This is a genomic window from Streptomyces fagopyri (genome assembly GCF_009498275.1).
Taxonomy (GTDB): Bacteria; Actinomycetota; Actinomycetes; order Streptomycetales; family Streptomycetaceae; genus Streptomyces; species Streptomyces fagopyri.
Genome location: NZ_CP045643.1, coordinates 4,060,343 through 4,077,458 on the forward strand (window position 1 = coordinate 4,060,343; position 17,116 = coordinate 4,077,458).

Sequence of the window (17,116 nt, forward strand, 5' to 3'; positions counted from 1 at the left end):
GCGTCGCGGCGGCCACCGCCGCTTCCAGGGATGTCACCGGCGTCGCCTGTTCCACTGGTTCCAGAGTTTTCGCGCTCCACGCGCGTGTGCGGGCCGTTTCCCCCCGGGGAGACGGCCCGCTTCTTCGTGCGAGCAAGACCACTAAAGGGGAAAGCGCTACCGGGACGGCCCGGACGTGCGGCAGGATCCTGGAATGGAGCGCGTACGTGATCTCTCTGAACTGCCGAAAGCCCATCTGCACCTGCACTTCACCGGTTCGATGCGGCCGACCACCCTGCTGGAACTGGCCGACAAGTACGGCGTCCGGTTGCCCGAAGCCCTGACCGACGCCCTGACCAGCGGCGAACCGCCGAAACTGCGGGCCACCGACGAGCGCGGCTGGTTCCGCTTCCAGCGGCTGTACGACGCGGCACGGTCCTGCCTCAGAGAGCCCGACGACATCCGGCGACTGGTGCGCGAGGCCGCGGAGGAGGACATCAGGGACGGCTCCGGGTGGCTGGAGATCCAGGTCGACCCGACGTCGTACGCGCCCCGCCTGGGCGGGCTCATCCCGGCGCTGGAGATCATCCTGGACGCGGTGGACTCCGCCGTGCGCGAGACCGGCATCGGGATGCGGGTCCTGGTGGCCGCGAACCGTATGAAGCACCCGCTGGACGCCCGCACACTGGCCCGGCTCGCGGTGCGCTACGCGGACCGGGGCGTCGTCGGCTTCGGGCTGTCGAACGACGAACGGCGCGGCATGGCGCGCGACTTCGACCGGGCCTTCGCGATCGCGCGCGAGGGCGGGCTGCTGTCCGCGCCGCACGGCGGCGAACTGACCGGCCCGGCCTCCGTCCGCGACTGTCTCGACGACCTGCACGCCACCCGGGTCGGGCACGGAGTGCGGGCAGCCGAGGACCCGCGGCTGCTCAAGCGGCTCGCTGAGCGTGGGATCACCTGTGAGGTGTGCCCGGCGTCGAACGTGGCCCTGGGCGTGTACGAGAAGGCGGAGGACATCCCCCTGCGCACACTCTTCGAAGCCGGGGTCCCGATGGCGCTCGGCGCCGACGACCCGCTCCTGTTCGGCTCGCGGCTCGCCGCCCAGTACGAGCTGGCGCGCCACCACCACGGCTTCACGGACGCCGAGCTGGCCGAACTGGCCCGCCAGTCCGTACGGGGCTCGGCGGCCCCCCAGGACGTCAAGGGGAAGCTGCTGGCCGGGATCGACGACTGGCTGACCGCCCCGGGCGCCTGAAGTGGCCGTAGGGCGGATAGGCCTGGAAGCCGATGTCCAGCTCCGTGCGGTCGCCCCCGCGCGGCGACAGGTGCCGGGTGAGGGAAGCCACCAGGACGTCCTGCCCCTTGGCGGCCCGCTTTCCGAGCGGACCGAAACCGGCGGCGGTCTCCAGCCCCGTGGCGGCCGAGGCGAAGCTGTCACGGGCGCCGAGCAGGAAGAGCGTCCCCGCGTGCACGGCCGGGCTGATCCGGTCCCGGGCCTCCGGGCGGTCCCATCGCTGCTCCCAGCGCGCCTCCCAGGCGGCCGCGCGGGCCGCGACGCGCCGCTCGTCCGTGCGGACGGTGAGCGGGCTGCCCGTACGCAGCCGACGGCGCAGCTCCGGCCAGGCGGAGGCCCTCAGGCCGGGTGACCGGTGGGCGAGGACGAGGTCGACGGGCACTCCGGGCGCGTACTGCCGGGGAACGCTCCGCCGCAGCGGGACGTACACGATCGTGTGCGGGGAGAACGCGGCGAACGAGAACAGGGCGGCGAGCCGGGAGAGCCCGTCGTGGTCGCCCACCAGGTAGCCCCAGCCCTCGAACGGGTCACTGAGCGTGGTGTGCCGAAGGGCCGGCCGTGGCTGGACGATCCGGTGCGTGCGGGGGCCGACACGGGGTGCGTGCTCGGTCAACCTCAGTCGCACGGACACCACTCCGGGAAGGTCATGCGGAAAGCCTCATGGCTTCAGGGTGACCGTCACGAGGGCTCGTCGGCAACGGAGATTCCGCCCGGTCCTCTCCGGGCTCGGCGCCCGCAGCCGCAGCCGCGGAGGCGCGTGCCTCTGGAAGCGTGCGTCTCTAGAGGCGCACGCCGACCGTCACCGGTTCGTTGACCAGGGTGATCCCGAAGGCGTCACGCACCCCGGTGACGACCTCCCGAGCCAGCGCGAGGAGGTCCTCGGTGGTGGCCCGGCCGCGGTTGGTGAGAGCCAGCGTGTGCTTGGTGGAGATCCGCGCGGGCCCGGAGCCGTACCCCTTGGTGAACCCGGACTTGTCGATCAGCCAGGCCGCGGACGTCTTGGTGTGTCCTTCGCCCGCCGGATAGGCGGGCGGCACGACGTCGGAGCCGAGCCGCCGCGCCACGCGCGCGTGGAACGCGGCGAACTCCTCGTCCGTGAGGATCGGGTTGGTGAAGAACGAGCCTGCGGACCAGGTGTCGTGGTCCTCGGGGTCGAGCACCATGCCCTTGCCGGAGCGCAGCTTCAGGACGGTCTCGCGGGCGGCGGCGAGGGGTACACGGTCCCCGGCCTCCACGCCCAGCGCGCGGGCCGTCTCGGCGTACTTGACCGGCGCCGACAGCCCCCCCGCGTCCTCCAGCTCGAAACGGACGCGCAGCACGACATGACGTTCGGGGTCGGACTTGAAGCGGCTGTGGCGGTAGGAGAAGGCACAGTCGGTGTTGGTGAGCGTGACCGTCTCGCGCGTCTTCCGGTCGTACGCGACCACTTCGGTGATGGTCGACGACACTTCCTGGCCGTACGCGCCCACGTTCTGGATCGGGGTCGCGCCCGCGGAACCCGGGATGCCGGCGAGGCACTCGATGCCCGCGAGTCCCGCCTCGACGGTGCGGGCGACCGCGTCGCTCCACACCTCTCCCGCGGCGAGCTCCAGCCTCGTCCCGTCGAGCGCGAATCCGCTCGTCGCGATGCGCAGGGCCGTTCCGGCGAAGCCCTTGTCGCCGATGACCAGGTTCGATCCGCCGCCGATCAGCAGCAGTGGGGTACCGGTGTCGTCGGCCTCGCGGACGGCGGCGATCACCTCGGCGTCGGTCGTGGCGGTGATCAGCCGGGTCGCGGGCCCACCGAGCCGGAAGGTGGTCAACGGGGCGAGCGGGGCGTCGTGGAGTTCCTGCACGGGCCCAAGACTACGAGAAGGCCCGGGGCTCCCGGCCCGCGGTACCGCGGGTGACTGCCCCCTCGCTGCTGGCGGTCGGCGGCCGGCGGCCGGCGGCGTGCGAACGGCCCCGCCGCGGTGGCGGGGCCGTTCCGTGTCGTACGGGAGGCGGTCAGGCGGCTCAGCGGGAGGCCGTCTCCAGGGCCGGGACCGGGGTGAGAGCGGGGGCCGGGCCCCCGGCCACGGTCTCCGACCGCGCCGCACGCCGTGCCGAGGGGATGAGCAGCACCGCGACTCCCGCCAGGGCGACCATCGCGGAGCCCACCACCAGCGCGGGCCGCAGACCGTCCACGAAGGTCTTCGCGGTCTCGTAGCCGCCCTGCGCCGAGAAGATCGACGACATCACCGCGATGCCGAGCGCGCCGCCCACCTCACGCAGCGCGTTGTTGGCTCCGGAGGCGATGCCCTGCTCCTGCGGACGGACGCTGGACATGACCAGGTTGGACGCCGGGGCGAAGTACAGGGACATTCCGATACCGCTGATGATCAGGGCGGGCAACTGCTCGGCGTACGAGACGTCGGCGGCGAGCACCACGGCGTAGTAGGCGAGTCCAACGGCCTGGAGGAAGAGCCCGGTGGCGACCACCGGGCGTCCGCCGACGCGGTCGGAGAGGTAGCCGGCGATCGGCGCGACGAGCATCGGCATACCGGTCCAGGGCAGCATCCGCAGACCCGCCTCGGTGGGCGAGTAGCCGAGGACGCCCTGCATGTACTGGCTGAGCAGGAAGATCGAGCCGAACATCCCGAGGAACATCAGCAGGCTCGCGGCGTTGATCCCGGCGAAGGCGCGGGAGCGGAAGAGCCGCATCGGCAGCATCGGGTTCTTCGCCCGGATGCCGTGCAGGACGAAGGCGGCGAGCAGCGCGGCGCCGGCGAGCAGGCCGGTCAGTACGACCGGGCTGGTCCAGCCGTCGGCGGGCCCGCGGACCAGGCCGTACACGATTCCGAAGAGGCCGCCGCTGGCGAGCAGGGTGCCGGGGATGTCGAGCCGGGCACCGGCGCCGTGGGACTCGGCCAGACGCAGCCGGGCGAGCGGGAGGAGGGCGAGGCCCAGCGGAACGTTCAGCCAGAAGATCCAGTGCCAGGACACGTGTTCGGTGAGGCTGCCGCCGATCAGGGGCCCGGAGGCGACCGCGAGTCCGTTCACGGCGCCCCAGATCCCGTACGCCATCCCGCGCCTGGCGGCCGGCACCGCGGCCGTCAGCAGGGTCAGCGTCAGCGGCATCATGATGGCGGCGCCGACGCCCTGGACCGCGCGGGCCGCGATCAGGGAGTCGATTCCGGGTGCCATGGCCGCGGCCGCGGAGGCGCCGGTGAAGACGGAGAGGCCGACGAGGAAGAGCCGGCGGCGGCCGAAGCGGTCGCCCAGCGCCGCGCCGAACATCAGCAGGACGGCGAAGGTGAGCGTGTACGCGCTCACGGTCCATTCCAGGTCGTCCAGCGCTCCCCCGAGGTCCTTGCGGATGGAGGGCAGGGCGGTCGTGACGACGAGGTTGTCGAGGGCCGCCATGAATCCGGCGACGCTGGTGATGACGAGGGCCCAGGTGGCTCCCCCGCGCCGTGCTGTCTGCTGTGACATCGCTCCCCCTATGAGTGATTCACCCATGGTGATTAGTTATTGATGACTAACTTTCACGCCCATGAAAAAGGCGGCACCCGCCGCCTTCCCGATGAACGCCTATCCGCCCGAAACCCCGGCGCGCCCGGCCACCCGCACCTCCGGATAGATCCCTTCCCAGACCCGGTGGCCGGCCGGAAACCCCATGGCCACGAAGCAGTTGATGAGCATGCCGTACGCCAGGAAGTTCGTCGTCTCCCCCACGTCGGCACCGAGCGGCAGATGGACCGTGTCCCACATCCGCGTCCAGCCGCCCCGTACCGCCTCGCCGAACTCCCGGTCGCCGGCCTCCTCGGCCGCCGCCACCGCGGTGTACGTCTGCATCTGCATGAGCAGTCGCTCCGGGTGCTCCGCGATGACCCGTGCGTACGCGGTCGCCATGGCGTACAGGGCTTCCTCGCCCTCCAGCCCCTCGGAGGCCTCCTCGAAGGTGCGGCGGATGTCCTCCAGGCAGCGTTCGGCCGCCGCGAGGAAGATCGCCCTCTTGCCCGGGAAGAGCCGGAAGAGGTACGGCTGCGAGACGCCCACGCGCTTGGCGATCGCCTCGGTGGAGGTGCCGTAGTAGCCGCCGCGGGCGAACTCGCCGATCGCCGCGCGGATGACGCTTTCGCGCCTGTCCTCTGCGCTCATCCTGACCATGCGAGAAAGTTAGTACTCAATCACTAACTAAGTCAAGAGGGTCCGGGAAATGGGGCGTCGCGTGTCGCATGAGGTGCATGGGGCGCGTGAGGAGGAGGCCCGGGACCGGACCGGCGAGGACGGGTAAGGGGCGCCCGCCAAGGGCGGGCGCCCCTTACCGCCGACGGTCGCCGCTCGCCTGTCGACGGCCGACCGGGCCTACGAGCCGCCCGTCGGCCCGCGGCACGACCCGTCGTCCACCGTCGGCCCGCGGTGCGACCGTCGTCCACCGTCGGCCCGGCGCACGGCCCGCGATCAGGCCAGTCGCACGACCGCTCGTGACATGCCCAGGACCTTCTGCCCCGCGCTCGTGGCGGTGAGGTCGACGCGGACGGTGTTGTCGTCCAGCTTGGCCGCGACCTTGGCGCTGACCTCGACGGTCGCCCCCTTGTCGTCGTTCGGGACGATGACGGGCTTCGTGAACCGCACCCCGTACTCGACCACCGCGCCCGGGTCGCCGACCCAGTCGGTGACCACGCGGATCGCCTCGGCCATGGTGAACATGCCGTGCGCGATGACGTCGGGGAGACCGACCTCGACCGCGAACTTCTCGTTCCAGTGGATCGGGTTGAAGTCCCCCGAGGCGCCCGCGTACTGCACGAGTGTGGCGCGTGTCACGGGAAAGGTCTGGGTCGGCAGCTCCGTACCGACCTCGACATCACCGTACGTAATCTTCGCCGCCATGATCAGCCCCCTGCCCGGGACACGAGTTTGGTGATGGCCGTCACCACGTGCTCGCCCGTCTCGTCGTGGACCTCGCCGCGGATGTCCAGGATGTCGTTGCCGGCCATGGACTTGATCGCCTCGATGGTCGAGGTGACCGTGAGCCGGTCGCCCGCGCGCACCGGGCGTGTGTAGGCGAACTTCTGGTCGCCGTGCACCACGCGGCTGTAGTCGAGACCCAGTTGGGGGTCCTCGATGACCTGTCCCGCGGCCTTGAAGGTGATGGCGAACACGAAGGTGGGCGGGGCGATCACATCGGCGTGCCCGAGCGCCTTGGCGGCCTCCGGGTCGGTGTACGCCGGATTGGCGTCCCCCACGGCCTCCGCGAATTCGCGGATCTTCTCCCGGCCCACCTCATACGGGTCGGTGGGCGGGTAGGACCGCCCCACGAAGGACTGGTCGAGCGCCATGGGCCCGGAACCTCCTGGTCTTCAGCCGGTGCGGCGGATGCCGCGGTGGAGCGGATCCCGGCCGGGGTCCGGTGCCCTCGCTGCGGCACTCGGTCCTGGCCGGAGGCCGGTGGCCGGCGCCCGGCGATCGACACGCGCGGCACCCGACCGGTGAACGACGCGAGGCCGCCCCCGTTACTGGGGACGGCCTCGTGTACGAGCCTGAAATTATCGCGTTTCGCGGTGCGCGGTGTGCGCGTTGCAACGCGGGCAGTGCTTCTTCATCTCCAGTCGGTCCGGGTCGTTACGCCGGTTCTTCTTGGTGATGTAGTTCCGCTCCTTGCACTCCACGCAGGCCAGCGTGATCTTCGGGCGGACGTCGGTGGCAGCCACAGGAGTGCTCCTTGACGAACGGATGGGACATTAAGACGTTTAACGCATAGAAGAGTAGCCGATCGAAGGACCGACCCCACAATCGGCTACCGTCAGTAGCGGTGACCGGACTTGAACCGGTGACACAGCGATTATGAGCCGCTTGCTCTACCGACTGAGCTACACCGCTTTGATGTGATCGGACCCCGTCTCGCGACGGGGACCTCCCACACCAGAGCCCCAATACGGAATCGAACCGTAGACCTTCTCCTTACCATGGAGACGCTCTACCGACTGAGCTATTGGGGCGAGCGATGAAGACATTACACGGTCCTCCGCCGATCGCCCAAATCCGTTTCGCGGCACCCGCCCCGGCCTGTTCCCGGCCGCTTCCCCGCCGCTCACCGGCCCGCCTCCCACCCGTTCCCCGCCCCCCTCCGGGAGCGTGCGCACCGGCCGCGACACGCGACGCTCGCACCCCGTGGACCACGGACCCATCGCAGGTCCGGGGCCTCTCCCGAGCGACGGACCACACCAGTACGACTATTGCGCTCCTCCCCGACGAGGGCGGCTCGCCACCCTAGGCTCGACTCACGCTGCGTGATCTTGACCACCTGTCTCTCCGTCACTCAACCGTCCGCATCGGCACTCTCCGCAACCGACTTCCCCCTCCCCTCCCAGTCGCCCCCGAGCTCCAGGAGCGCGATGCCCGACAGCGAGTCGCAGCCGCCCCACTCCCCGTCGTCCCCGTCGTCCCCGTCCTCCCCCTCGTCCCCATTCGCCTCGTCTCCCTCGTCCCCCTCGTCCCCCTCGTCCGTCCCGTCCGTCCCGTCGGGAGGGGCCGACACGGCCACCCTGCTGCTGTGCGGGGCGCGGCTCACCGACGGCCGGACCGTGGACGTACGGCTCGGCGGTGGGCGTATCGAGGCGGTCGGCACGGCGGGCAGCCTGGCGACGGAGTCCTCCGGAGCACGGACCCCGAAGGTGGACCTCGGCGGCTACCTGCTCCTGCCGGCCCCCGCCGAACCCCACGCACACGGCGACACGGCTCTGACGGCCGAGGACGACGGCCCCGTCCCGTACGACCCCCACGAGATCCAGCGCCGGGCCACCGAGGCCGCGTTGCTGCAGCTCGCGCACGGGGCGACCGCACTGCGCTCTCACGTGCGCGTCGGCGACGTACAGGGGCTCGGCGCACTGGACGCGGTGCTCCAGGCCCGGCGGGCGCTGCGAGGGCTCACCGAACTGTCGGTGGTGGCGATGCCGCGAGTGCTCAGCGGGATCGCCGGGGCCGACGGTCTGGCGATGCTGCGGGACGCCGTGAAGATGGGCGCCTCGGTGGTGGGCGGCTGCCCGGACGCCGACCCCGATCCCACCGGGTACGTGGAAGCGGTCCTGGAACTCGCCTCCGAGCACGGCTGCCCGGTCGACCTGCACACGGACGCCACCGACCCCGCCCGGCTCGGGCGGCTCGCCGCGATGGCGGGCGGACTGCGGTCCGGGGTGACGCTGAGCCCGTGCGCCGGGCTCGGCCGGCTGCACGCCGAGGCGGCCGCCCTGGCGGCGGACCAACTCGCCGCCGCGGGCGTCACCGTGGTGTGCCTGCCGCAGGGCGGCTGCGGCGCTTCGGAGCGTCGCGGGACGGCCCCGGTACGGCTGTTACGAGCTGCCGGGGTACGGGTCGTGGCCGGCGGCGGCGCCCTGCGGGACGTGGCGAACCCGGTGGGCCGCGGGGACCCCCTGGACGCGGCGTACCTGCTGGCCTCGCGGTACGGACTGCGCCCCGAGGACGCGTACTACGCCGTGAGTTCCGGGGCACGGTCCGCTCTCGGGCTGCCCGAGGTACGCGTGGAGGCGGGATTCCCGGCCGAGTTGCTCGCGGTGCGCGGGGACGGGCTCGCGGGAGCACTGTCGCTCGCGTACAGCCGGATCGTGGTGCACCGGGGGCGCGTGGTGGCGCGGACCAGCGCCGTGCGTGAGTACTGCGACGCGGCGGCCGGCCTGGACCTGCCGCGACAGGGAAGCGGCGATCCCTCCTGAGGGTTTCCCGTCTTCATGACCCTCAGGAGCGGTCCGCACGGGGGACGTTGAGAGCCGGGAGTCGGGAACCGGGATGCGGGATTCCGGAACCGGGGTGCGGGAGCCGGGAGCCGGGAGCCGATAAACGGAAGAAGGTCCGCCGCCTCGCCGCCCTCCCGTCCCCCGCCCCTCGTTCCTCCTCCCGCGCCGCCTCTTCCGATCACTCGTTCGCAGGATCACTCTCGTGACCCGCGAGTTGTCCACAGGTCGTGCGGCGAACGCGTGCGTCCGGGCGTACGGTCGGAAACATGCGCATTGTCATCGCTGGAGGTCATGGTCAGATCGCGCTGCGGCTGGAGCGCCTGCTCGCCGCACGCGGTGACGAGGTCGCGGGGATCATCCGCCGCGCCGAGCAGGGCGACGATCTGCGGGCGGCCGGTGCCGAACCGGTTCTGTGCGATCTGGAGTCGGCGTCGGTGGAGGAGGTCGCCGCACATCTGCGGGGTGCGGACGCGGCCGTCTTCGCGGCGGGTGCGGGCCCGGGCAGCGGCACGGCCCGCAAGGACACCGTGGACCGGGGCGCCGCGGTCCTGTTCGCGGACGCGGCGGAGCAGGCGGGGGTACGGCGTTACGTGGTCGTGTCCGCCATGCGCGCGGACCCCTCCCACCAGGGCGACGACGTGTTCGACGTGTACCTGCGCGCCAAGGGCGCGGCCGACGAGTACGTACGCGGGCGTACGGCCCTGGACTGGACGATCCTGCGCCCCGGCGGCCTGATCAACGACGCCGGAACCGGCCTCGTCCGTCTGGAGGCCTCGACCGGCCGCGGCACGGTCACGCGCGACGACGTCGCGGCCGTGATCGCGGAGCTGGTGGACACCTCGGCGACAGCCGGGCTGACCTTGGAACTGATCAGCGGTTCGACCCCCGTCTCGGTGGCGGTCAAGTCGGTGGCGGGGAACTGACGCGACGCGGGGAATCAGAACGGAGAACCGGGACCGGGACCAGGGCGAGGCGGGGAGCCGGGGCAGCGGGCTGCAAGGGGCCGGGCGCGGGGGCCCAACGGGGGTCGCCTGAGGTCGCCGTCGTGGTGTCGGCGGGGGCCCGGAGCCCGCTCAGAACAGCGGGAGCTGACCGGGGAACTCCGGAACGGCGTACCCGTCCAGCGCGGGCTGCGCGGCCCCCAACTCCGCCTGCCTGCGGGACCCGGGACACGAGACCAGCTCCCCGCTGCCCCGCGCACCCGGCGGATCGTGCCGGGCGAAGCGTCCCGCGACAACGGCGATCTCCCGACGGCACTCGGGGCAGTTCCTGCGACGCGATGACATGGGATCAGTGTGCCCTCACGGCACCCGCCCCGACCTCCCCCACGAGACCCTCACCGGTCGTTGCGCTGCCCCACCCCGGAGCCCACCCGCCCAAAACGAAGAAACCCCCTCCGACCTGCGGTTAGGACAGGTCGGAGAGGGTTTACCTTCATGTGGCGGCGCCAGGATTCGAACCTGGGAAGGCTGAGCCGGCAGATTTACAGTCTGCTCCCTTTGGCCGCTCGGGCACACCGCCGGGGTCGCTGCCCTGAGACCGCTTTTCGGCGGTGCTCTCTGGCAACGACGTAAACGATACCTGATGCCCAGGGGTGCTCCGCCACCCGATTGATCTGCGCTCGAAGGGGAGCGGGTGACTAGGCTTATGCGGATACGGCCGGGGACCTATGCCGGGCTCGACGGCCGCCCCTACGCACCCCGATACAAGGAGCCACAGGACATGGCCGACTCCAGTTTCGACATCGTCTCGAAGGTCGAGCGGCAGGAGGTCGACAACGCCCTCAACCAGACCGCCAAGGAGATCTCGCAGCGCTACGACTTCAAGAACGTCGGTGCCGCCATCTCCTGGTCCGGCGAGAAGATCCTCATGGAGGCGAACTCCGAGGAGCGGGTGAAGGCCATCCTCGACGTGTTCCAGACCAAGCTGATCAAGCGCGGTATCTCGCTGAAGTCGCTGGACGCGGGTGAGCCGCAGCTCTCCGGCAAGGAGTACAAGATCTTCGCGTCGATCGAGGAGGGCATCTCCCAGGAGAACGCGAAGAAGGTGGCGAAGATCATTCGCGATGAGGGCCCGAAGGGCGTGAAGGCTCAGGTCCAGGGCGAGGAGCTGCGCGTCAGCTCGAAGAGCCGTGACGACCTCCAGGCCGTGCAGGCCCTGCTCAAGGGCAAGGACTTCGACTTCGCGCTGCAGTACGTGAACTACCGGTAGCCGTCGGTCCGTTGCGCCTGCGGCGCGTACGACCGTGTCCACGTGAGAAGGGCGGGCGCCCCGAGCGCTCGCCCTTCTCGCGTGTCGGCCGCCGCCCCGGGACCGCGCGGTCAGCGGCGCGAGTCGCCGAACAGGATGCGGTAGAGGATCAGCAGGACGAGCGAGCCGCCGATCGCCGCCGCCCACGTGGCGCCGTCGTAGAAGTGTTTGCTGACCGGGTGGTCCAGCCAGCGCGCGGATATCCAGCCGCCCAGGAAGGCCCCCGTGACCCCGATGAGGGTCGTGCCGATGAAACCGCCCGGGTCACGACCCGGCAGCAGGAATTTGGCGATGGCTCCGGCCAACAGTCCCAGAATGATCCAGCTGATGATGCTCATGCCCTGCCCCTGCCTCTCCGCGCTGTGCCTGTGCTGTCCTCATGCTCCGGCCTGGCCGTGTCCATGCCTTCCGGTTCGGGCAGTCGGTGGTGGATACCGGTGTTCGTGGCGCGTTGCCAGGAAGGACGCCTGGTCGGGGGCGGGTGGTTGCAATGATCAACGGGTGCGGCCCACGCCACAGTCCGGCTCCGGTCCGGGGCCCCGCTTCCGGTGCGGTACCCCCGGCTCCGGGCGGCCGGAGGTGGCTCCGGCACAGAACGGGGCTGGGAAACGGCGACGCCCGGCTCGTGACGGCGCGGTCCGCTACGGGGCCGCCGGGGTCGCCGCCGTACGGGTGCGGAAGTCGGGCCAGGGGGCCAGGTCCGCGTCGTCGTTGGACTCCTCGTACCAGCCGGTGCCCTCCAGCCAGACACGGAGCCAGGCCTCGAGGCCGGGCGCGTCCACGTACCACGCGTGGTCGGCCTCGTCGGCGTTCGGCTCGAAGAGCAGGACCGTGCCTTCGGGGCTGCGGCAGTCCACGCACGCGTACATCCCGCAGCCCCAGTGGGATATCGGCAGGACGCCCTCCGGCCACGGCCAGTCCGGGTCCTTGCGGCCGCTCTCGCGGTGGGCGAGGTACTGCGGGACCGCGGCGGGCTCACCGGACGGGGAGCCGTCGAGCAGCGGCAGCAGGCCGTACTCCGGACCGAACCCGCCGTCCCCTATCCGCAGATAGAGCGTGGCGAGCAAGGGTGGCAGCGCGAAGCCCAGAGCGGCCTCGGCACGGACGACCGACGCCGCGTCCACCGGCTCGGGGAGCGAAGGCCAGCCCCACGGCCGGGTGTTGCGGGCCTCCGCGCCGACGCTCGCCAGCAACTGCTCGATTTCGGTCATGGATTCATGATGCAGCGCCCCACCGACATTCGGGCAGCCTGTGGAAAACCCCCGGACGGGGGCGGACCGCCTTCGGGTGGGCCGGACGCCGACGCGCTCCTCGCCGCGCGCCGGAAAGAGGGCTAACGCGTCGCGAACGGCTGGTCCGTGCGCACGATCTCGCGTCCCAGGGGGAGCAGCGACACGGGGATGAGCTTGAAGTTGGCGATGCCGAAGGGGATGCCGATGATCGTGACGCACAGCAGGACGCCGGTGACGATGTGGGCGAGGGCGAGCCACCAGCCCGCGAGGACCAGCCACAGGACGTTGCCGACGCAGGAGGGCGCGCCCGCGTCCTGGCGCTCCACCGTCGTATAGCCGAAGGGCCACAGGGCGTAGACGCCGATACGGAAAGCTGCGATGCCGAAGGGGATGCCGATGATCGTGATGCACAGGAGCACGCCCGCGGCGAGGTAGGCGAGGAACAGCCAGAAGCCGCTCAGGACGAGCCAAATGACGTTCAGAATTGTCTTCATCGCTGGCGACCTGCCATCTGCTCGAGCCGGGAGATGCGCTCCGCCATGGGCGGGTGCGTGGAGAACATCTTCGACATTCCCTGCCCCGGGCGGAAGGGGTTCGCGATCATCATGTGGCTCGCGGTCTCGATGCGCGGCTCCGGCGGCAGGGGCAGTTGCTTCGTGCCGGCGTCGAGCTTGCGCAGGGCGCTCGCGAGAGCGAGGGGGTCACCGGTGAGCTGGGCGCCGGAGGCGTCCGCCTCGTACTCCCTGGAGCGGCTGATGGCGAGCTGGATGAGGGACGCTGCGAGCGGGCCCAGGATCATGATCAGCAGCATGCCGAGGATGCCGGGGCCCTCGTCGTCGTTCGAGCGTCCGATGGGGATCAGCCACGCGAAATTGACGAGGAACATGATCACGGAGGCGAGGGCGCCCGCGACCGACGAGATCAGGATGTCGCGGTTGTAGACGTGGCTGAGTTCGTGGCCGATGACGCCGCGCAGCTCGCGCTCGTCCAGGAGGCGCAGAATCCCTTCGGTGCAGCAGACCGCCGCGTTGCGGGGGTTGCGGCCCGTCGCGAACGCGTTGGGCGCCTCCGTCGGCGAGATGTACAGGCGCGGCATGGGCTGGCGGGCCTGCGTCGAGAGCTCGCGGACCATGCGGTACAGCTCCGGGGCCTCGAACTCGCTCACGGGGCGCGCGCGCATCGCGCGTAGAGCCAGTTTGTCGCTGTTCCAGTACGCGTACGCGTTCGTGCCGATCGCGATGAACAGCGCGACGACGAGGCCGGTACGCCCGAAGAAGCTGCCGATGACGATGATGAGCGCGGACAGTCCCCCGAGGAGTACGGCTGTCCTGAGCCCGTTGTGCCGGCGGTGCACGGTACGCCCTCCAAGTGGTGCGGCAGGGGAACCCTTTGCCTGCTGATGCTCTGCTTCCACTCTTCAGTGGACCCTCCCGTACTGGTCAACGCCAGGCGGGGAGCACTAGTTCCCTTGTGCGCGCGGCGGCGCGTGTCGGCCGTTCGGGTGACCGGCGGCGTCGTCCCACGCGCGGGGGACCGCGGAGGCCACGCGCGGGTGCCCGGCGGGCGTCAGAACAGGCCGGTCGCCGAGAACCGCAGGATCAGCTGGGGCGCCCCGGAGAGGGCGATGCTCAGGACCGCCGTCAGGGCGAGCGCCGCGGTGAGCGGGGCCGGTACCGGATGCCTCTCGGTCTCGCCCTCGGGGGAGCGGAAGAGCAGGGTCGTCCACTGGAGGTAGTAGAAGAGCGCGATCACGACGTTGATCGCCATGACCACGGCGAGCCAGCCGAGTCCCGCGTCGACGGCCGCCGAGAAGACGGTGACCTTCGCGAAGAGCCCGATGACGCCTGGCGGCAGTCCTGCGAGGCAGAGCAGGAAGAAACCGAGGAGCAGGGCCGAGAGGGGGCTCCTCGCGTACAGAGCGCGGTAGTCGCTGATGCGGTTCAGGGGGCTGGTGCGGGCGACGAGGGCGGCCACGGCGAAGGCGCCGAGGTTCACGGCCGCGTACATCAGGGCGTACGCGACGGTGGAGCCGATGGCCTTCTCGGCGTCCTTGGAGTAGGCGGCGGACGCGATCGGCACCAGGAGGTAGCCGGCCTGGCCGACGGAGGACCAGGCGAGCAGCCGTACCGCGCTGTGCGCGCGCGTGGCCCGCTGCCGCAGGGCGCCGACGTTGCCGACGGTCATGGTGAGGGCGGCCAGCGCGGCGAGTGCCGGGCCCCAGACGTCCGCGTAGGACGGGAAGGCGACGACGGTGACGAGGATCAGCCCGGAGAAGCCGACCGCCTTGCCGACGACCGACAGGTAGGCGGCGATCGGCAGGGGTGCCCCCACGTAGGTGTCGGGCACCCAGAAGTGGAAGGGCACGGCGGCCGTCTTGAAGGCGAAGCCGACGAGGGTGAGGACGACGCCGGCCTGGGCGAGCGTGTGGAACTGCGCGTCGACGTGCTGGATCCTGTCCGCGATCCGGGTCAGGTAGAGGGTGCCGGTCGTGGCGTAGACGAAGCTGACGCCCATGAGGCTCACGGCGGTGGCGGTGACCGAGGACAGGAAGAACTTCAGGGCCGCTTCGGAGGACTTCCTGTCGCCGTGTTTGATGCCGACGAGTGCGAAGGCGGGCAGTGAGGCGACTTCCAGGGCGACGATGAGGGTCGCCAGGTCGCGCGAGGCGGGCAGCAGGGCGGCGCCCGCGGCCGAGGACAGCAGCAGGAACCAGTACTCCCCTTCGGGTAGTCCCTTGTCCGCGTCCTTCAGGGCGGTGACCGACAGCAGGGCGGCGAGGAGCGCTCCGCCGAGGACGAGGAGCTGGACGACGAGCGTGAAGCGGTCCGCCCGGTAGCTGCACAGGCCGGTGTCGCCCGTGAGGCAGAAGGTGGCCCGGTCGCCGTCCAGGAGGGGCAGCAGCATGGCCGCGGACGCGGCGAGGCCGGCGACCGAGACCCAGCCGAGGAGTGCCTTCCGGGCGGCTCCCACGAAGAGGTCCGCGACGAGCACGACGAGTCCGGCGACCGCGGTGATGGTGGGTGGCGCGATCGCGAGCCAGTCGACGGACTGGACCATGGAGCTCATCGGGTGCCTCCTGCGAGGAGCTGCTGTACGGCCGGGTCGGTCAGCCCGAGGAGGGCCTTCGGCCACAGGCCGGCGACGACGGTGAGGACGACGAGCGGTGTCCAGGCCGCGAACTCGTAGCTGCGGACGTCGGCGAGCTTCGGGGTCTCCGGCCTCGGTGTCGCGCCCATGCAGACCCGGCGTACGACGAGGAGCATGTACGCGGCGGTGAGGAGGGTGCCGAGGGCGGCGACGGCCATGAAGGTCAGGAACGCCGGGCGGCTGAGGTCGTCGGCGGGCTTGAACGCGCCGAACAGCGCCAGCATCTCGCCCCAGAACCCGGCGAGGCCCGGGAGTCCGAGCGAGGCGACGGCGGCGAAGGCGAGCAGCCCGCCGAGACGCGGGGCCTTGCCGTACAGCGCGGCTCCGGTCTCCTCGGCGAGGGTGTCGAGGTCGGTCGTGCCCGTACGGTCCTTCAGCGCCCCGACGAGGAAGAAGAGCAGGCCGGTGATGAGGCCGTGGGCGATGTTGGCGAACAGCGCGCCGTTGACGCCGGTCGGGGTCATCGTGGCGATGCCGAGCAGGACGAAGCCCATGTGGCCGACGGAGGAATAGGCGATGAGCCGTTTGAGATCGCCCTTCGCCCCCTGTCTGACGAGGGCCAGGCAGGCCAGGGACCCGTAGATGATCCCGACCACGGCGAAGGCGGCGAGGTAGGGGGCGAAGGTGTGGAGGCCCTCCGGCGCGATGGGCAGCAGAATCCGGACGAAACCGTACGTACCCATCTTCAGCAGCACGCCGGCCAGCAGCACCGAGCCGACGGTGGGCGCGGCGGTGTGCGCGTCCGGCAGCCAGCTGTGCAGCGGCCACATCGGGGTCTTGACCGCGAGCCCGACACCGATCGCCAAAACGGCGATGACCTGCACGGACGTGGTCAGCGACCGGCCGTTGTCAGTGGCGAGTGCCACCATGTCGAACGTGCCCGCCTTGATTCCGATCAGGAGCAGGCCCAGCAGCATCACGACCGAACCGAGCAGGGTGAAGAGGATGAACTTCCAGGCGGCGGCCTGCCGCTGTGCACCGCCCCAGCGGGCGATGAGGAAGTACATCGGGATGAGCACCATCTCGAACGCGAGGAAGAACAGCAGCAGGTCGAGGACGGCGAAGGTGGCGAGGGTGCCGGACTCGAGGACGAGGACGAGTGCGACGAAGGCCTTCGGGGTGGGGCCCGCGGGCATCTTGAAGTAGCTGTAGAGCGCGCAGAGGAAGGTCAGCAGCGCGGTCAGGACCAGAAGGGGGAGGGAAATGCCGTCGGTGCCGAGGTGGATGCGCACGTCGAGTGCGGGGATCCAGCTGATGTCCGTGGTGGCCTGCATCTTCGACGGGTGGTCGTGGTCGAAGCCGAGCGCGAGGACGATCGCCGCGATGAGCACCGCGCCGGTGACGAGTACACCGTGCCGCAGTACGGCCTGCTCGGGCGATTTCCCCTTCAGCCCGGGCGGGGCCGGCAGCAGGGCGGCGGCGGCCCCGATGAGCGGGCCGACGACGATGAACGCCAGAAGGACCTGCATCACGGATTCACTGATATCGATCATGCCGGC

18 protein-coding genes and 3 tRNA genes are annotated in these 17,116 nt (G+C 70.9%); 4 read left to right on the forward strand and 17 right to left on the reverse strand.

Going from position 1 to position 17,116, the window contains the following annotated elements:
- The first annotated feature begins 193 nt into the window (after positions 1 to 193).
- Positions 194 to 1,234 (forward strand): adenosine deaminase, encoded by a 1,041-nt coding sequence (locus GFH48_RS17350; RefSeq protein WP_153289139.1) that lies wholly within the window; start codon positions 194 to 196, stop codon positions 1,232 to 1,234.
- Here GFH48_RS17350 and GFH48_RS17355 read toward each other — a convergent pair.
- The 9 genes from GFH48_RS17355 to GFH48_RS17395 form a co-directional block, all read right to left on the reverse strand.
- On the reverse strand, positions 1,179 to 1,898 hold the full coding sequence (locus GFH48_RS17355) for a hypothetical protein (RefSeq protein WP_153289140.1): 720 nt from the start codon (positions 1,896 to 1,898) through the stop codon (positions 1,179 to 1,181). The two genes, GFH48_RS17350 and GFH48_RS17355, sit on opposite strands and share 56 nt — an antisense overlap.
- Positions 1,899 to 2,052: 154 nt before the next feature.
- Positions 2,053 to 3,108, reverse strand: coding sequence for a UDP-N-acetylmuramate dehydrogenase (locus GFH48_RS17360; RefSeq protein WP_153289141.1), 1,056 nt, complete (start codon positions 3,106 to 3,108; stop codon positions 2,053 to 2,055).
- A gap of 160 nt (positions 3,109 to 3,268) precedes the next feature.
- On the reverse strand, positions 3,269 to 4,726 hold the full coding sequence (locus GFH48_RS17365) for a DHA2 family efflux MFS transporter permease subunit (protein ID WP_153289142.1): 1,458 nt from the start codon (positions 4,724 to 4,726) through the stop codon (positions 3,269 to 3,271).
- Positions 4,727 to 4,825: 99 nt separating this feature from the next.
- Positions 4,826 to 5,404 (reverse strand): TetR/AcrR family transcriptional regulator, encoded by a 579-nt coding sequence (locus GFH48_RS17370; RefSeq protein WP_194280604.1) that lies wholly within the window; start codon positions 5,402 to 5,404, stop codon positions 4,826 to 4,828.
- A 294-nt stretch (positions 5,405 to 5,698) separates the two neighbouring features.
- On the reverse strand, positions 5,699 to 6,127 hold the full coding sequence (locus GFH48_RS17375; RefSeq protein WP_153289144.1) for a MaoC family dehydratase: 429 nt from the start codon (positions 6,125 to 6,127) through the stop codon (positions 5,699 to 5,701).
- Positions 6,128 to 6,129: 2 nt separating this feature from the next.
- A complete protein-coding gene (locus tag GFH48_RS17380) occupies positions 6,130 to 6,576 on the reverse strand; it encodes a MaoC family dehydratase N-terminal domain-containing protein (RefSeq protein WP_153289145.1) in 447 nt (148 codons plus the stop codon).
- Positions 6,577 to 6,783: 207 nt separating this feature from the next.
- Positions 6,784 to 6,948, reverse strand: a complete 165-nt coding sequence (gene rpmG / locus GFH48_RS17385) for a 50S ribosomal protein L33 (protein WP_004571794.1) — start codon at positions 6,946 to 6,948, stop codon at positions 6,784 to 6,786.
- 96 nt (positions 6,949 to 7,044) lie between these two features.
- Positions 7,045 to 7,117 (reverse strand) — tRNA-Met (locus tag GFH48_RS17390).
- Between the two features lie 46 nt (positions 7,118 to 7,163).
- Positions 7,164 to 7,236, reverse strand: a tRNA-Thr gene (locus GFH48_RS17395).
- 396 nt (positions 7,237 to 7,632) lie between these two features.
- Here GFH48_RS17395 and GFH48_RS17400 point away from each other — a divergent pair.
- On the forward strand, positions 7,633 to 8,967 hold the full coding sequence (locus GFH48_RS17400) for an amidohydrolase family protein (RefSeq protein ID WP_153289146.1): 1,335 nt from the start codon (positions 7,633 to 7,635) through the stop codon (positions 8,965 to 8,967).
- 287 nt (positions 8,968 to 9,254) lie between these two features.
- A complete protein-coding gene (locus GFH48_RS17405) occupies positions 9,255 to 9,911 on the forward strand; it encodes an SDR family oxidoreductase (RefSeq protein ID WP_194280605.1) in 657 nt (218 codons plus the stop codon).
- 150 nt (positions 9,912 to 10,061) lie between these two features.
- Here GFH48_RS17405 and GFH48_RS17410 read toward each other — a convergent pair whose 3' ends face one another.
- Both GFH48_RS17410 and GFH48_RS17415 read right to left on the reverse strand, forming a co-directional pair.
- Complete coding sequence (locus tag GFH48_RS17410; RefSeq protein WP_153289148.1) at positions 10,062 to 10,274, reverse strand: hypothetical protein; 213 nt, start codon at positions 10,272 to 10,274, stop codon at positions 10,062 to 10,064.
- A 153-nt stretch (positions 10,275 to 10,427) separates the two neighbouring features.
- Positions 10,428 to 10,509 (reverse strand) — tRNA-Tyr (locus tag GFH48_RS17415).
- Between the two features lie 201 nt (positions 10,510 to 10,710).
- Between GFH48_RS17415 and GFH48_RS17420 the strand changes: the two genes are divergently transcribed.
- Positions 10,711 to 11,199, forward strand: coding sequence for a YajQ family cyclic di-GMP-binding protein (locus GFH48_RS17420; protein ID WP_153289149.1), 489 nt, complete (start codon positions 10,711 to 10,713; stop codon positions 11,197 to 11,199).
- A gap of 110 nt (positions 11,200 to 11,309) precedes the next feature.
- On the opposite strand, the gene GFH48_RS17425 is transcribed toward GFH48_RS17420, so the two are convergent.
- From GFH48_RS17425 to GFH48_RS17450, 6 genes are all read right to left on the reverse strand, one after another.
- Positions 11,310 to 11,576: a GlsB/YeaQ/YmgE family stress response membrane protein gene (locus tag GFH48_RS17425; RefSeq protein ID WP_153289150.1), complete on the reverse strand. Its 267-nt coding sequence runs from the start codon at positions 11,574 to 11,576 to the stop codon at positions 11,310 to 11,312.
- 303 nt (positions 11,577 to 11,879) lie between these two features.
- Positions 11,880 to 12,449 carry an SMI1/KNR4 family protein gene (locus tag GFH48_RS17430; protein WP_153289151.1) on the reverse strand — a complete coding sequence of 190 codons (570 nt, stop codon included), beginning with the start codon at positions 12,447 to 12,449 and terminating at the stop codon, positions 11,880 to 11,882.
- A 122-nt stretch (positions 12,450 to 12,571) separates the two neighbouring features.
- A complete protein-coding gene (locus GFH48_RS17435; RefSeq protein ID WP_153289152.1) occupies positions 12,572 to 12,964 on the reverse strand; it encodes a YccF domain-containing protein in 393 nt (130 codons plus the stop codon).
- Entirely contained in the window at positions 12,961 to 13,824 is an 864-nt protein-coding gene (gene htpX / locus GFH48_RS17440) for a zinc metalloprotease HtpX (protein WP_153289153.1), read from the reverse strand. Before htpX ends, GFH48_RS17435 begins: the two co-directional genes overlap by 4 nt.
- Positions 13,825 to 14,036: 212 nt before the next feature.
- Positions 14,037 to 15,536, reverse strand: coding sequence for an NADH-quinone oxidoreductase subunit N (locus tag GFH48_RS17445; RefSeq protein WP_153289154.1), 1,500 nt, complete (start codon positions 15,534 to 15,536; stop codon positions 14,037 to 14,039).
- Positions 15,533 to 17,110, reverse strand: a complete 1,578-nt coding sequence (locus tag GFH48_RS17450; RefSeq protein WP_153289155.1) for an NADH-quinone oxidoreductase subunit M — start codon at positions 17,108 to 17,110, stop codon at positions 15,533 to 15,535. The genes GFH48_RS17445 and GFH48_RS17450 overlap by 4 nt, the downstream gene beginning before the upstream one ends.
- Between the last annotated feature and the right edge of the window lie 6 nt (positions 17,111 to 17,116).